Annotated in this window: 12 protein-coding genes; 8 read left to right on the plus strand and 4 right to left on the minus strand. The window is 68.9% G+C overall.

Annotation, left to right across the window (positions count from 1 at the left end; translation table 11 throughout):
* Nucleotides 1-125 precede the first annotated feature (125 nt).
* Nucleotides 126-728 carry a TetR/AcrR family transcriptional regulator gene (locus ACH34W_RS38580; protein ID WP_395966134.1) on the minus strand — a complete coding sequence of 201 codons (603 nt, stop codon included), beginning with the start codon at nucleotides 726-728 and terminating at the stop codon, nucleotides 126-128.
* 76 nt (nucleotides 729-804) lie between these two features.
* Here ACH34W_RS38580 and ACH34W_RS38585 point away from each other — a divergent pair, with 76 nt between their 5' ends.
* Both ACH34W_RS38585 and ACH34W_RS38590 read left to right on the plus strand, forming a co-directional pair.
* On the plus strand, nucleotides 805-1380 hold the full coding sequence (locus tag ACH34W_RS38585) for a TIGR03086 family metal-binding protein (RefSeq protein ID WP_395966135.1): 576 nt from the start codon (nucleotides 805-807) through the stop codon (nucleotides 1378-1380).
* Nucleotides 1353-2057: a hypothetical protein gene (locus ACH34W_RS38590; RefSeq protein WP_395966136.1), complete on the plus strand. Its 705-nt coding sequence runs from the start codon at nucleotides 1353-1355 to the stop codon at nucleotides 2055-2057. The genes ACH34W_RS38585 and ACH34W_RS38590 overlap by 28 nt, the downstream gene beginning before the upstream one ends.
* Nucleotides 2058-2166: 109 nt before the next feature.
* Here the strand turns inward: ACH34W_RS38590 and ACH34W_RS38595 are convergent, their stop codons facing one another.
* On the minus strand, nucleotides 2167-3819 hold the full coding sequence (locus tag ACH34W_RS38595; RefSeq protein ID WP_395966137.1) for an ISL3 family transposase: 1653 nt from the start codon (nucleotides 3817-3819) through the stop codon (nucleotides 2167-2169).
* Nucleotides 3820-4075: 256 nt separating this feature from the next.
* Here ACH34W_RS38595 and ACH34W_RS38600 point away from each other — a divergent pair, with 256 nt between their 5' ends.
* Nucleotides 4076-4879: a class I SAM-dependent methyltransferase gene (locus tag ACH34W_RS38600; RefSeq protein WP_395966138.1), complete on the plus strand. Its 804-nt coding sequence runs from the start codon at nucleotides 4076-4078 to the stop codon at nucleotides 4877-4879.
* 291 nt (nucleotides 4880-5170) lie between these two features.
* Here the strand turns inward: ACH34W_RS38600 and ACH34W_RS38605 are convergent, their stop codons facing one another.
* Nucleotides 5171-6049 carry an NAD(P)H-binding protein gene (locus ACH34W_RS38605; protein ID WP_395966139.1) on the minus strand — a complete coding sequence of 293 codons (879 nt, stop codon included), beginning with the start codon at nucleotides 6047-6049 and terminating at the stop codon, nucleotides 5171-5173.
* 95 nt (nucleotides 6050-6144) lie between these two features.
* Between ACH34W_RS38605 and ACH34W_RS38610 the strand changes: the two genes are divergently transcribed.
* The gene (locus ACH34W_RS38610) at nucleotides 6145-7083 is read left to right on the plus strand and encodes a LysR family transcriptional regulator (protein ID WP_395966140.1); all 939 of its coding nucleotides are present in this window, start codon (nucleotides 6145-6147) and stop codon (nucleotides 7081-7083) included.
* A 162-nt stretch (nucleotides 7084-7245) separates the two neighbouring features.
* On the plus strand, nucleotides 7246-7674 hold the full coding sequence (locus ACH34W_RS38615) for a hypothetical protein (RefSeq protein WP_395966141.1): 429 nt from the start codon (nucleotides 7246-7248) through the stop codon (nucleotides 7672-7674).
* Nucleotides 7675-7710: 36 nt separating this feature from the next.
* Here the strand turns inward: ACH34W_RS38615 and ACH34W_RS38620 are convergent, their stop codons facing one another.
* Nucleotides 7711-8235 (minus strand): MerR family transcriptional regulator, encoded by a 525-nt coding sequence (locus ACH34W_RS38620; protein ID WP_395966142.1) that lies wholly within the window; start codon nucleotides 8233-8235, stop codon nucleotides 7711-7713.
* 37 nt (nucleotides 8236-8272) lie between these two features.
* Between ACH34W_RS38620 and ACH34W_RS38625 the strand changes: the two genes are divergently transcribed.
* The 3 genes from ACH34W_RS38625 to ACH34W_RS38635 are packed head-to-tail and all read left to right on the plus strand — an operon-like array spanning nucleotide 8273 to nucleotide 13055.
* Nucleotides 8273-9559 carry an MFS transporter gene (locus ACH34W_RS38625; RefSeq protein ID WP_395966143.1) on the plus strand — a complete coding sequence of 429 codons (1287 nt, stop codon included), beginning with the start codon at nucleotides 8273-8275 and terminating at the stop codon, nucleotides 9557-9559.
* On the plus strand, nucleotides 9556-11286 hold the full coding sequence (locus ACH34W_RS38630) for an ABC transporter ATP-binding protein/permease (protein ID WP_395966144.1): 1731 nt from the start codon (nucleotides 9556-9558) through the stop codon (nucleotides 11284-11286). The genes ACH34W_RS38625 and ACH34W_RS38630 overlap by 4 nt, the downstream gene beginning before the upstream one ends.
* Complete coding sequence (locus ACH34W_RS38635) at nucleotides 11283-13055, plus strand: ABC transporter ATP-binding protein (protein ID WP_395966145.1); 1773 nt, start codon at nucleotides 11283-11285, stop codon at nucleotides 13053-13055. Before ACH34W_RS38630 ends, ACH34W_RS38635 begins: the two co-directional genes overlap by 4 nt.
* The last annotated feature ends 161 nt before the right edge of the window (nucleotides 13056-13216 follow it).

Below are 13216 nucleotides of genomic sequence, written 5' to 3' on the forward strand. Positions count from 1 at the left end.
AACCATTTGCTCCATGCGTGGGAGCCGGCCTGGATGGCCGCCTGGTCGGCGGGGAGGGACGCGCTGACTGGGGCGGATCTTGCCGGGGTGTCGGCCGATGCGCTGGGTATGGGGCCGGCGTGGGGTCATCGGTCGAGACCGGCCGCGTGGCACATGGCCTTGCGGGCGCGGGTGGCGGCCGAGGGGTCTTGGAGTAGTTGGATCTCCTGGTTGGCGGCCATGGAGAGTCCGATCAGTGTGGTGGCGACCTCTTCGGGCGGCCGGTGCGGCCCGGGCATTTCGGCTTGGGCGGCGGCGACCTCGGTGGTCAGCACTGTGCGCCAGGAGATCACGATGCTTCGCAGCCGGTCACGCAGTGGGCCAGGGCGCCCGTCGAGTTCGGATGACGCCGCGGTGACGAAGCAGCCACCGGGGAACGGGCAGTCGGCCAGGTAGTCCACCCACGACGTGATGAGCTGTTCGAGACGGCGGCGGCCGGGCGGCACGTCCGCCGACGGCTCCAGGACCGCTGCACGGAAGACCGTGCCGGCCTGTTCGAGTGCGGCTTGGAGCAGTCGTTCGCGGGAGCCGAAGGGGCCGATCAGCCCGGCCTTGCTCATGCCGAGATGGTGCGCGAGAGACCCGACCGTCAAGCCTTCCAGGCCCAACCGAGAGGCCTCGTCGACCGCCGTTCGCACGATCCGCGCACGGGTCCGCTCCGCTTCGAGCGCCGAGTGACGAGGCGACATGCGACCAAGCATAGCGAACGAACGTACGCTATGGTTTGGCGAACGATCGTGTGCTATTTGCCTTCGAGGGGAACCCGTGAACGTGACCGACCTCCTGCGCTTGGACGCGACCGCACTCGCCTTGATCGGCCATGACGTGGCCCTGATCACCGACTCCACGCTGACGAGGCCGACGCCGTGCGAGGGCTGGACGGTTGCGGATCTGCTCCGCCACATGAACGAACGCCATGACGCTGTGGCCCGGACCGTGCTCGGCCCCCTTGACGGGGAAAGCCACGACCCGCGCGATGATTTCGCCCGCATCGCAGCGCGCTGGACGGCCGCCCTCCAAACCACCGGCCCAACCCTGGATCTTCCCAGTCGGGGACCGGTATCGACCGAATGGGTGCTCGGTGTCCACACGGTCGACATGCTCGTACACCGCTGGGACCTGGCCAGCGCTCTGCAGACCCCGCTGACCGTACCGGCCGCGTTGGCACAGGCCGCGTTGCCGCTCGCCCGCGCCAATACCGCCCCCGGCAGCCCACTGAACCAGCCCGGCGGCGCCTACCGTCCGTCCTTCGCTGAGGATCCGGCCAACTCGGTGATGGACACCATCGTCGCGCTCCTTGGCCGCAACCCCCGATGGACACCACAAGACCACCAACGATAAGTGTCTGCACCATCACTGCCCAGATGGGCCGATTCAGTGCCGCAGCTGGCAGCAGGGACATACTGGGATACATGGTCCAGCGCCAACTGGGATGCGACGACATCCCCCGCTCTACCTCGGCCCGGGCCGCCACCGGAGGTCTGAACGTGGCTCTGACGTTCATCGCCGCGTTCGCGTTCATCTGCGGCGTCGTGGGGACGATCAATCTGCGCTGGCCGGTTCTGGTGGGCTGGCCGATGTTCGGCCTGACGTTGACGTACGCGGTGTTTCGGTGGCGTGAGTGGATGCGACAGTACGTATGGCTGGACGGCAGTTTGTTGTCGCTCACCCGAGGGCGTAAAGAAGTGCGTTGTGATCTGTCGTCGGTGCGGGTGGCCAAGGTCGAGGCGAATCTGGCGTCGCGGGGCGAGCCGAGCCTTCCGGTCCTGAAGGTTCAGGACGCCGAATCGGGTGACACGCTGCGGTACGTACTGAGGACGGACGCACACCAGCCGCTGTCCGCCGGTGATATCCACGCCCTCGCCGACGCCTTCGAAACCGCACCACAACCCTCCCCCGCAGCACTCGCAACGGCGTCAAGGCTGCGAGAGATCGCCCAGCACGGCCTCGAACCTTCGCCGACTCTGACACCGGTTGACTGGAGCCACCGCGTTAGCCGTCGCTCCCAGGACCCGTAGCACCCGCAGGTGGCGGCCCAGCACCGCCCCACTTGGCGATATTGAGGGCCTTGATCACGGGTGAGTTTTGGCTCTGATTCGAACTGTGTGGAGCGATCGCGTTGTGTGACTAGGCCGGGTGGAGTATCCGGATCCGGAGAAGGTCGAAGTTCGCGCGGCCGTACATCTGCCGCTTGAGTGCCTTGATTCTGGTGACGTTGCCTTCGACGGGGCCTGAGCTGTGGGGAAGGGTGAGTCCGGCGCGGACGGCGTCGTAGTCCTGTTCGAGGCCGTTGGCGAAGGTGTGCAGTGCGGGGAGGTCGTCGGCGCGGACGGCGGCGATCCAGGCGTCGAGGCGGTCGCCGTGGCGGCCGGTCATCATCTCGGCGAAGGAGGTGACGTGCCCGGCGAGTGCGTTCAGGTGCGGGCAAGCCGCCAGGACGTTGTTGAGTTTGAGCTGCTCGTCGGGGTCGAGGTTGTCGGGACGGCGGCGGATCCAGCTGGTGATGTGACGGACCTTGGGCGGGGCCGGGACGGCGGGCGGTGCGGCCTTGAGCTTGCGGAAGGGCGCGAGATAGTCGCACACGGTGTTGTAGCTGCCGTGGTAGCCGAGCGCGTTGATCTCCCGGTGCAGTTGCGTGACGTTGGTGCATCCGGAGTTCCAGCGCTCGTGCAGATGAGGCTTGAACTCATCCAGCTTGCTGGGCCGTCCGGCGAGTGAGGTGGCTATCAGGTCGTCGACGGATTGGGCCCGGTAGAACTTGCGGACGGTCTCCTTGGCCAGGCCGAGTTCTCGTTTGATCGTCTTGATGCCCTTGCCTTGGGCCTTCAGCGCTTGGACGTGCTCGTAGCGTTGGCGGGTGCGGACCACGAACCGGTTGTTGTCGGCGCGCTGCTGCGCCAGCTGTGCGGCGGCCTGCTGCGGGTCTGTGTGAGCAGGATCGGGGGCGGCGGCGGTGCTCGGCGGCGCGGTGTTGGTGAGGCATCGGTGGTGCGCGGCGATGGTCTTCTCTACGTATCCGCCCAGGTTGTCCCATAGATGCCAGCGATCGGCGACCTGGATCGCCTCCGGGGCCCCGTCGTTTGCGCCTTGGGCGTAGGCGCCGGCTCGGTCCCGGCAGATCACCTGGACCCCGGGGTGTTCTCGCAGCCAGTCGGCGAGGGTGTCGGCTTCACGGTCTTGAAGGACGTCGATCACTCGATGGCCGCGGCGCTGGTCGTCGAGGTCGACCAGCACGGTTGCGTAGGAGTGCCCGCGGCGCTTGGCGAAATCGTCGACGCCAAGTACGACGACCTGGCCGATCTCCGGGTCGGGCAGTGCGCGCAGCAGCCGGATCAGCGTGGTCGGCGACGCCGTGGCGATCATGCCGAGCGCGGCGGCAAGCCGGGAACCGGGCCGTCCGCCCAACGCCAGGGCGACCAGGTCCAGCAGACGGCGCAGCACAGGCGTCCGGCGCTGCAGCCGGGGCGCGAGCGCCGGCGCCTGTTCGGCGAAGGTCTGCAGCGCACAGGCCGGGTTGCCGCACACGAACCGGCACACCTCCAACTCGATCACCACCGCACGGCCACCGGCTGTCAGATCATGAAGACGACGTCGATAACGGCCGTGCACTCGAGCCGAGACCATCCCGCAGCCGCGGCAGGCCGCCTGGGCCCCGCAGGTCCGAGCCGTGATCAGCACGTGGTCTCCTCGATCGGTGATCTGCTTGACCACCACGTCGTTCAGGGATGGAAAGAACAGATGAAGGCAGCAGGCTTCCGTGCCTGCACGGCAGTACGCCACACTTGACCTCGCGGCCGCTCGTTGATGATCAGATTCTTGGCGAACCAGATCATTACCAAGCGGCCGCTCCCATGAGCGCGACGTTACCGAAGCGGGATCACCGCTCGGCAAGCAAGACCGTCACCCATCGTCATCGCTCCACACAGTTCGAATCAGAGCCTGAGTTTTGGCCCCAGCTTGATCGGCTGGCGAGGTCTGGATCTTCTCCCCGTCCGAGGCTCGTGGATGGCTTATGCGGGGTAGATGTGCCGATGTGGTGAGTGAGGGTCTGTTCGCCGGGACGGCGGCGTTCTATGCACGGTTCCGGCCGGGCTATCCCAGAGTGTTCTTCGACGATGTTGTCTGGCGCTTCCAGCTCGACGGATCGGGGCGTCTTCTGGATCTGGGGTGCGGCACCGGTCAGCTGAGCGTCCCGTTCGCGGAGCACGTTGCCGAGGTGGTCGCGATGGACCCCGAACCAGAGATGCTTGCTGAGGCTGCCCGCCAGGCGTCCGCGGCCGGGGTCAGCAACGTGGCATGGGTGCCTGGCAGTTCGGTGGACCTGCCGGGTTCGCTGGGACGGTTCCGGCTGGTGACAATGGGACGGTCGTTCCACTGGATGGACCGCCGACAGGTCCTGGCGGTGCTGGCCGACATGGTCGAGGAGGAAGGTGGGCTGGTGATCGCTAACGATAGTTGCCTGGCCCGGCCCGTCACCGGATGGCAGCAGGCCATCGAGGTGGTGCAGCGCCGCTTCTTGGGGCAGGTCACTCAGGGTGTGAGGGGGGCGAGCACCGAATCGCATGAGGAGGTGTTGGCGCGCTCACCGTTCCGGCATGTCGCCCGGGTTGTGCATGAGTTCGAGCGATCGTGGACGCCAGAGCGGATCATTGGCTACTTGTATTCCACCTCGTTGCCGCTTCGGCAGTTGCTCGGCGATCGTCGGTCTGCCTTCGAGCGGGAAGTCACCGACGCGCTGCTGGCGGCCGACCCGGTGGGACGACTGCTTGAACCGGTCAAGCTAGAGGTCTTGATGGCCCGCAAGAACCCAGCGGAGCAAGGGCCGGGTGGCCGCTCCTAGGCGGGAGTGCCTTGCAGGGCGCGGGTGTGGGCGAGCCGGCCATGGGCGCCGGGCCGGGCTCGCGATACGGGCGCTGAGGCGCCCGTGGCCGTCCGAGCTGGGCGGCCCGGCCGTGATCAACACGGCGGTCGCGTGGACGTCGGTGAAGTAGAGGGCTGCGTACATCGTCGCGTTCGACAGCGTGCGGATGTACTGATCGGGAGGTAGCCAGCTCACCTGAGTGCTCCGGTGTCGGTGGACCTGACTTCTCATACTCTCCGATGGAGACGTCAGGTGAGCTGGCCGGGGGCGTTAGGCGATGGCGGGCTTGAGGACCTCTTCGCACCACTGGCGGAAGGTGGTCGGGGTGGTGGATTCGAGGGTACGGGGCGCGGCGCCGAAAAGGCCCTGGCCGATCTCGGTGGTCATGTCGGCGAGGCCCTGGGCCCATGCCTGGCTCAGTCCGTGCTCGATCAGGGTGGCCTTGTAGGTCTCGACGGGGATCTGCTGGAAACGGATGGGGCGTTCCAGGACGTCCGACATGATCTGGGCCATGTCGTTGTAGGAGAGGTCTTCTGGTCCGAGGATCGGGACGCCTTCCTGGCCGCTCCACGAATCGTCCAGAAGGAGCTCGGCGGCGACCGCCGCGATGTCGCGGGTGGCGCAGGTGGGGAGCTTGTGGTCGCCGGATACCGCAGCGAAGACCGTGCCCTGGTTTTTGATCGGCTCGATCTGCTGGAGCATGTTCTCCATGAAGCCCGGCATCTCCAAGGACCGGTAGCTCACGCCGGTCTTCTCGATCTGCTCGTCCATGGCGAGCGACACCGAAACGTGCCCGGCGTTCTTGGCCACGCCGCGTCCCAGCGCCGAGACGGCGACCACTCGTTGAACGCCGCGGGTCGCGATGGCCTCGCAGAACGGGTTGGTGAAGGCCAGGAAGTGGTCCTCGACGCTGGGTGCGCTGGGGACGGGCGGGACGAGCCAGAACACCTGGTCGGCGCCTGCGAGTGCCCGGGAGAGTACGCCAAGGTCGGAGTGCGATCCCTGGATGATCTGGACACGTTCGCGCACGCGGGACGACAGGCGGGAGGGGTCGCGGGCTATGACGCGGATGCCGTCGGCGTCGTTGTTGACGAGGCGTTCGAGGAGCTGGCGGCCGATCTGGCCGGTGGGTGCGGTGATGACGATCATGGAGCCTCCAGGCAAGGGATAGGCGGTTTCCGAGTCAACCCAGAGCCAGGGCGAAGCTGAAGGACCGATCTGATCTCCATTGATACCGTGGGGATATGAATGACCTGGAGGCCAGGCAGCTCCGGTATTTCGTCACGGTCGCGGAAGAGCTGAATTTCGGGCGGGCGGCCGAACGGCTGGGGATGACGCAGCCTCCGCTGTCGAGGGCGATCCGGGGACTGGAGCGCCAGCTGGGCGTACATCTGCTGGAGCGCACCACGCGTCAGGTCACGCTCACCCCGGCCGGGGAGGTCTTCCTGCGGGACGCCCGGACCGCGCTCGAAGCGATCGCCGCGGCCGGACGGCGGGCCCGGCACGCGGCCCGGCCCGCTCCGCGGCTGCGCCTGGCGATGAAGGCCGACACCGACGCCGGGCTGCTGCCTCGGATTCTGTCCGCCTATCAGGACGAGGACGCGGCGCTCGCGGTGGAGTTGGTGCTCGGCGGACGGGGCGAGCAGGCGCAGGCGTTGCGCGAGGGACGAGCTGACGTCGGGTTGCTCGTCAGTCCCTTCGACGATCGGGATCTGGACTTCGAGCCGCTCCTGACCGAGCCCCGCGTCGTCGCCCTGGCCTCGACCGACCCGCTCGCCGACCGGCCATCCCTGCGGCTGGCCGACCTGGTCGGCCGGATCCTCCCCGACGGGACGCCCGCCGATCAGGACGGGCCGCCTCCTCTTAACGGTGGTCGAGGACCGTCGACGGCACAGCCGGGGCTTGTAGCGGGGACTCAGCAGAAGGCCACGGACCTCACGCAGATCCTCAGCCTGGTCGAGCTGGGCGGCATTGTCTGCTTCCCCACGGTCTCGGTGGCGCGGCGCTACCAGCGGCCCGAGATCGCGTACCGGCCCCTCAGCGACCTCGAGCCGGCCACGCTGACCGTCGCCTGGCCGCAGAATGCCCGCTCGGCAGCCGTCGCCGCGTTCGTACGCGTGGCCGTATCGATCGCCGCAGCCACTCAGGACCATGAGGAAGCCCCACTGAGCGCGGCGACATGATCGCCCAGCTGGGGCGCCTGGTCATCTCCCTCGGCAAGAGGAAGGGCCGGCGCCCGTTATCCCAACACCCTTCCGGCCTGATCTTGTGCTGATTACTGTGTGGGTGGCCCACGGAGCCCGTTAGGAGGCCATGAGCTGCGCGCGATAGGTGAAGATCACTCCGTGAAGTTGCACCACCGGGTGAACGCACGCCAGGTCAGCGACACGATCGTGGTCAATTACAGTGTGACTCCGATAGAAATCCGGCGGCCCGACCTGGGGAGTAGCGTTATCGATGTGCGCTGCGGCGCATGTGACGGTGTGATTCAGCTACGAGTCCACTCCATCCAGCGCACCAAGAGGGCACGGCGTCGCTGGTTGGGCATGGTTGTACTGGCACTGTTGGTCGTTGCGGCGGGCACGTACCTCCATTTCGAGTCGGCCAATTATGGGTATTCGTTGACCTTGGCTTTCGCGGCCGTGATGGCATACATCCTTGGTCTGGCCGCCACCGTTTTCTGGAGTCTTCGTTGGTTCCAGGAAGATGGTGTCCGCATCGTTTCAAAGGCGGTACCGGGCGCTTCACACGAGTTGATCCCATTGGTTCGCTAGACGGGTCGCCGTTCTTTCGCGCGTCGCAGCGCGCGATCAGTCTCCATCCCGGTGATCCCGACCTTTCGCGGGTGCCGGGCCTGCCGCCAGGTGCTGGTCGATGTGCTCGGCCAGGTAGGGGCAGGTGTCGGCCGGATGGTCGCTGGGGCATTCGAGCATGTGCGACAGGTAGGCGCGGGCCGCGGTCAGCCTGGCGAGCTGGTCGTCGCAGGCTGCGACGCGTTGCCGTACGGCGGCGCGCCAGTCGCCGTCTCGGGTGCTGCCGGCCAGCAGTGCGCCGATTTCCTCCAGGCTCATCATGGCGGTGCTCTGGCACAGCTGGATGAGTGCGACCCGCCGCAGTTCGGCCTGTCCGTACCGGCGTCGTCCCGACTGCCGGGAGGCGGGCGTGAGCAGCCCGCGCTTCTCCCACCAGCGCAGGGTCGAGATGGCGACGCCGAAGCGGCGGGCCGCCTCACCGATGGAGATCGAGTACGTCCTGTCCGCCGCGCGGTCCGCCGCACCGTCAGCCGTGCCGTCAGCCGTGCCGTCCATCGCACGGTCTGCAGAGCCGCTTGACATGAAGCTGACTTTAGGTCGCAGGGTGGCATCCGTGCAAATGAAACTCGTTTCCAACGGATGCGTGGCAGCGGAAGGCGTCCTGCCGGTGCGGGCCGGTAGCGGGGAGGCGATGTCGCATCGGCGGCGGTTCGCAGTGATTGCGGCGCTGTATCTGGTGGCCGACATCGGTTATTCGTTCCTGTTCGGCGCGTTGAACACGATCTTGCTGCGGGGTGGGGTGCGGCTGGAGCAGCTGGCGTTGGTCAACCTGCTGGGGCTGCTGTACGTGGGGCGGTTTCTGGTGGGGCCGGTCGTGGACCGGTTCGGTTTCACGCGGCTCGGCCACTACCGCGGCTGGCTGATGCTCACCCAGCTCGTGCTCGTGCTGGCGTGGGCGGTGCTGGTGCCGCTCGATCCGGTGGGGGACCTGCCCGTGGTGCTGGCGGTCATGGCCGTGGTGCTGGCGGTGTCGGCGTTCCATGACACTGCGATGAACGGGCTGGCCGTGCGGCTGCTGGCGCCCGGGGACCGGGGTGTGGGTAACGGCATCCAGGCCGGGATGGCCAGCGCGTCGATCGTGCTCGGCTCCGGTGGCGCGCTGCTGCTGTACGCGCACGCGGGCTGGGGCGTGACCGTCAGCGTGCTGGCGGTGCTGTTCCTGCTGCCATTCGTGGTGTTGATTTTCGTGCCGGAACCGGCCGTCGAACGCCTGGCGCGCCGCGGAGTGCCGTTCGGCGAATTGGTGACGCTGTTCCGTCGGCGGCGGGTGCTCACGTGGACGCTGTTGGTCGTTCCGGGGTTCGCGCTTGGAGGGTATGTGGCCACCGCGGTGCAGTCGCCGATGATGCTGGCCGCGCATTGGTCCCTGGACCGGATCGCGCTGGTGCAGGGCACGCTTTCGGGGGTGGTGGGCCTCCTGGCCGGGCTGGGCGCGGGCGCGCTGGTGAAGCGGTACGGGCGGCTCCGGTCCGCGGTCGTCGTCGGCGGGTTCTGGGTGGTCGCGCTGGCGCTGCTGCTGCCGTTGTCGCTGGGCGGGTCCATGGTGGTGGTCGACGCGACGGCGGTGCTGGCGGTGTCGGCGGGCTACTCCGGGATGGCGGTGTGCGTCTACACCGTGTCGATGGACCTGGCCCGTCCCGCCTCGGCCGCCACCGACTTCACCCTGCAGATCTCGGTGCTCGGCGTCCTGCGGCTCGCGATGAGCTCGGCCGGGCTGGCCCTGGCCGGAACCGTCGGCTTTCCCCCGTTGATCGGCGCGTCGGTGCTGCTGGCCGTACTGGGCACCTGCGTCATGGCCCGCTGGCTGCGCGGCCACTCGTTTGACACCCCCAAGGAGCTTTCATGACCAGAACGGAGCCGGGCGTGCTGAGGTTCGCCGTCCGCTCGGTGCGTGCCCGGTTGGCAGCGGCGGTGGCGGTGGGGGTCGGCGTGGTGCTGACCCGCCTCGTCCAGGCGTTCGCGCTGGCGGTGCTGATCGCGGCCCCGTTGACGGGTCGTTCCTGGCAGGCGGCGCTGTGGGGGCTGTGGCTGGCCCTGGGCGCGGTCCTAGTACGCACGGTCCTGCTGTGGGTGGGTGAGTCGGTCGCGGAGGCGGCGGGGCATAGGGTGACGGCCGGTGTGCGGCGCCTGCTGCTGGAGCACCTGCTGTCGTTGGGACCGGCCTACCTGGCCACGCGGCCCAGCGGGACGGTCGCGACGACCTTGGTGGAGGGCGCGCAGGCCCTGGAAACGGCGGTGGCGCGCGGCATCCCGAGCCGACTGCTGTCGTGGATCGGACCGTCGCTGGCGGCGCTGTCGATCGGGATCATCGACCCGCTCAGCGGCCTGTGGATCGCGGCCGCGCTGGTGATCGCGCAGACCGTCCGCCCGCTGTGGAACCGGATCGGCAGCAGGCAGCACGACCAGGTCTTCGTCGACCTCGCGGCGATGGACGGCGGATTCGTCGAGGCCGTCCAGGGAATGCCCACCGCCAAGGCGTTCGGGGCGACCGGCCGCGTGCGGGAGCGGCTCGCGGCCCAGGCCGAACGAGTCCGGGTTGCGAGCATGCGGATCCTGAACGCGCTGTTCACCCAAATGCTGGTCACCCGGTGGACCCTGGCAGGGGCCGGTGCCGCCGTCGTGGTGAGGGCCGGGCTGCTGGCCGCCGACGGCCGGGTCTCCGCGGCGTCCGCCCTGACCGCCGTGCTGATCGTGCTGATCGCGTTCACCCCGATCGACGAGGCGGGCAAGTACATGCATGCGACCCTGGGCGCCCCGATTGCGGCGGCCAAACTGGACGCCTTCCTGGCGGAGCGTCCCCCGATCGCGCGGTTGCGGGCCACGGCCACTCCGATGGCGGCGCCGACGAGGATCACATTGCGGGACGTGTCGTTCCGCTACCCCGGCCGCGACGAGAACGCCCTGTCCGGCGTGCGCCTCGAACTGCGGCCCGGACGAACGGTCGGGTTGGTCGGCCCGTCCGGCTCGGGCAAGAGCACCCTGGTGGCGCTGCTGCTGCGGCTGCTCGACCCGACCTCCGGCCGGATCGACGTGGACGGCCGCGACCTGCGCGAGCTGCCGCAGGACCAATGGTGGCGGCACATCGCGGTGGTCAGCCAGGATGTCCACCTGTTCCCGGGAACGCTGCGCGAGAACATCGCGTTGGCCCGCCCCACGGCGGCGCTCGAGGAGATCGAGGCCGCCGCGGCCGCCGCCGGTCTGGCGGCCGACATCGCCGCCATGGCGGACGGCCTCGGCGCCACCGTCTCCGAACGCGGGACCAACCTGTCCGGTGGCCAGCGGCAACGTGTCGCGATCGCCAGGGCGCTGCTGGCCGACCCGGCCGTGCTGGTCTTGGACGAGGCGACCGCCGCGCTGGACGGCCGCACCGAGCAGGCCGTGCACGCCGCCATCGCCCGGCTCGCCCGCGACCGGGCCGTGCTGGTCGTGGCGCACCGTATGGCGACCGTCCGCGACGCCGACGAGATCGTCGTTCTCGATCGCGGCACCATCGTCGAACGCGGCAGCCACCAGACCCTGCTGAACCAGGCCGGAACCTATCACCGGCTCGTCAACTCCGGAGCGACGCTGTGACCACGCCGTCCACCCCCGAGACCATCCAGAGGCCGCTGTGGCGGCTGCTGCCCTACATGGCCTCCCGGCCGGTCGTGTTCGGGCTTGTCATCTGCTCGGGCCTGCTCTACTACGCCGCCGTCGTCACCCTGCCCGCCCTGACCGCATACCTGTTCGGCACACTCGCGGCCGAACGCGGTGGAACGGGCGGCGCGCTGACCATCGGCATCGTCAGCGCCGTGGCCGTCGCCGGTCTCGCCCAATGGTGGCAGGCGAGCACCGGCCATGACTGGGCCTACCGGCTGCTCAAGGAACTACGGGTACGCATCGTCGACGGTATCGCCCGCGCCACGCCTGGCCGGCTGCTGGGACGCCGCACCGGCGAGCTCGCCGAGATCGCCAAGAACGACGTTTCGGCCACGGAACTGTTCTTCGCCCACACCGCAGGCGACTACATCGGCGCGACCGTGGTCTCGCTGGGCGCACTGCTGGCCGTCGCCGTACTCGACCCGCTGTGCGCCCTGGTGCTGGGGGCCCAGATGGCACTGGTCGCGGCGGTACCCACAGTGCCGGCCCGCCGCGCCGGCAAGCAAGGTCAGGCGGTGCGCACGGCCAGCGGGGAGGTGGCCGGTGAGACGATGGACGTCATCCAGGGCCTGAGAGAGCTGGCCTTGGCCCGCCGTGGGCGCGACTACGTTGACAGGATGCTAGCCCGGGGCGACGCGCTCGCTGCGGCGCGCCGCCACTACGCGCGCCGCGCCGGGGCCGAACTGGTCACCACGGAACTGCTGCTCGGCCTCGGGCTTCTTGCCTTGGCCACCGTCGCCGCCATCCGAGTCGACACCGGGACGTTGGCCGCACACTACCTGCCGGTTGTGGTCGTGCTCGGTGTCTCGGCACCGGCGCCGATCGCCACCGTCTCGGCCACCGCCCGTACCCTCGGCGACGTGCGCGCCGCAGCGGCCCGCGTGCTGACAATCGTGAACTATCCCGCCCACGTCGACGAGCCTGCCGCGCCACGCCGGATCCACGCCACGGTCCCTGCCGTCGAGTTCGACGGCGTTCGGTTCGGCTACGCAGGCCAGTGCGATGACGTGCTCCGCGACGTGTCCCTGCGGATCGAGCCAGGCGAGACCGTCGCGCTGGTCGGGCCGTCCGGCGCGGGGAAGACGACCTGCGCACATCTGCTGCTGCGCTTCTGGGACACCGCCCAGGGAAGCGTACGGATCGACGGCGTCGACGTGCGCGCTCTGACGGCCGAGGATCTGCGCCGTACCGTCTCCCTCGTCCCGCAGGACGTCTACCTGTTCGACGACACGATCGCCGGCAACATCCGCCTCGGCCGCCCCGAGGCGACCCAGGCCGAAGTCGCAGAGGCGGCACGCCTCGCCGGGGCACATGAGTTCGTCCACGCCCTCCCGGAGGGCTACGGTACGCGCTGCGGCGAGCGCGGCGCGGCGCTCTCCGGCGGGCAGCGCCAGCGCGTCGCCATCGCGCGGGCACTGCTGACGCGCGCGCCCGTTTTGATCCTCGACGAGGCCGTGTCCAGCCTGGACACCGAGAGTGAACGCGCCCTGCACGACAGCCTGGAAGCCACCCGAGGATCCCGCACGACACTGGTAATCGCCCACCGGCTGTCCACCATTCGCCGCGCCGACCGCGTCCTCCTGCTCGACCACGGCACCGTCATCGCCGAGGGAACCCACGACGAACTCACCGCCCGCTCCACCGACTACCAACGCCTGCTGGCCCGCCAACACGACAGCACCGTCCCACCGCCCACGAGGTGATCGCATGATGTAGCCGATCAGTCCTGCTGATCGGCGAGTGAGCCAGGGGCGACGGTCGGCCGCCCGGGGCGTGCAAGTCCGCCGTGCGGGTTCGAGGACCGGTTCCCAACGTCGATCTCCTCATACATGGCGCGGGTGGCCCGAGTCCCGGGTGGGCGACC

The organism is Actinomadura sp. 6N118 (genome assembly GCF_044326415.1).
In the GTDB taxonomy this organism is placed as follows: domain Bacteria; phylum Actinomycetota; class Actinomycetes; order Streptosporangiales; family Streptosporangiaceae; genus Spirillospora.

What these genes read in the sequence shown, in the direction of transcription:
- ACH34W_RS38580 (WP_395966134.1), bottom strand. Translation starts at nt 728, where the DNA reads ATGTCGCCTCGTCACTCGGCGCTCGAAGCGGAGCGGACCCGTGCGCGG.
- ACH34W_RS38590 (WP_395966136.1), top strand. Translation starts at nt 1,353, where the DNA reads ATGGACACCACAAGACCACCAACGATAAGTGTCTGCACCATCACTGCC.
- ACH34W_RS38605 (WP_395966139.1), bottom strand. Translation starts at nt 6,049, where the DNA reads ATGATCGTCATCACCGCACCCACCGGCCAGATCGGCCGCCAGCTCCTC.
- ACH34W_RS38610 (WP_395966140.1), top strand. Translation starts at nt 6,145, where the DNA reads ATGAATGACCTGGAGGCCAGGCAGCTCCGGTATTTCGTCACGGTCGCG.
- ACH34W_RS38620 (WP_395966142.1), bottom strand. Translation starts at nt 8,235, where the DNA reads ATGTCAAGCGGCTCTGCAGACCGTGCGATGGACGGCACGGCTGACGGC.
- ACH34W_RS38625 (WP_395966143.1), top strand. Translation starts at nt 8,273, where the DNA reads ATGAAACTCGTTTCCAACGGATGCGTGGCAGCGGAAGGCGTCCTGCCG.
- ACH34W_RS38630 (WP_395966144.1), top strand. Translation starts at nt 9,556, where the DNA reads ATGACCAGAACGGAGCCGGGCGTGCTGAGGTTCGCCGTCCGCTCGGTG.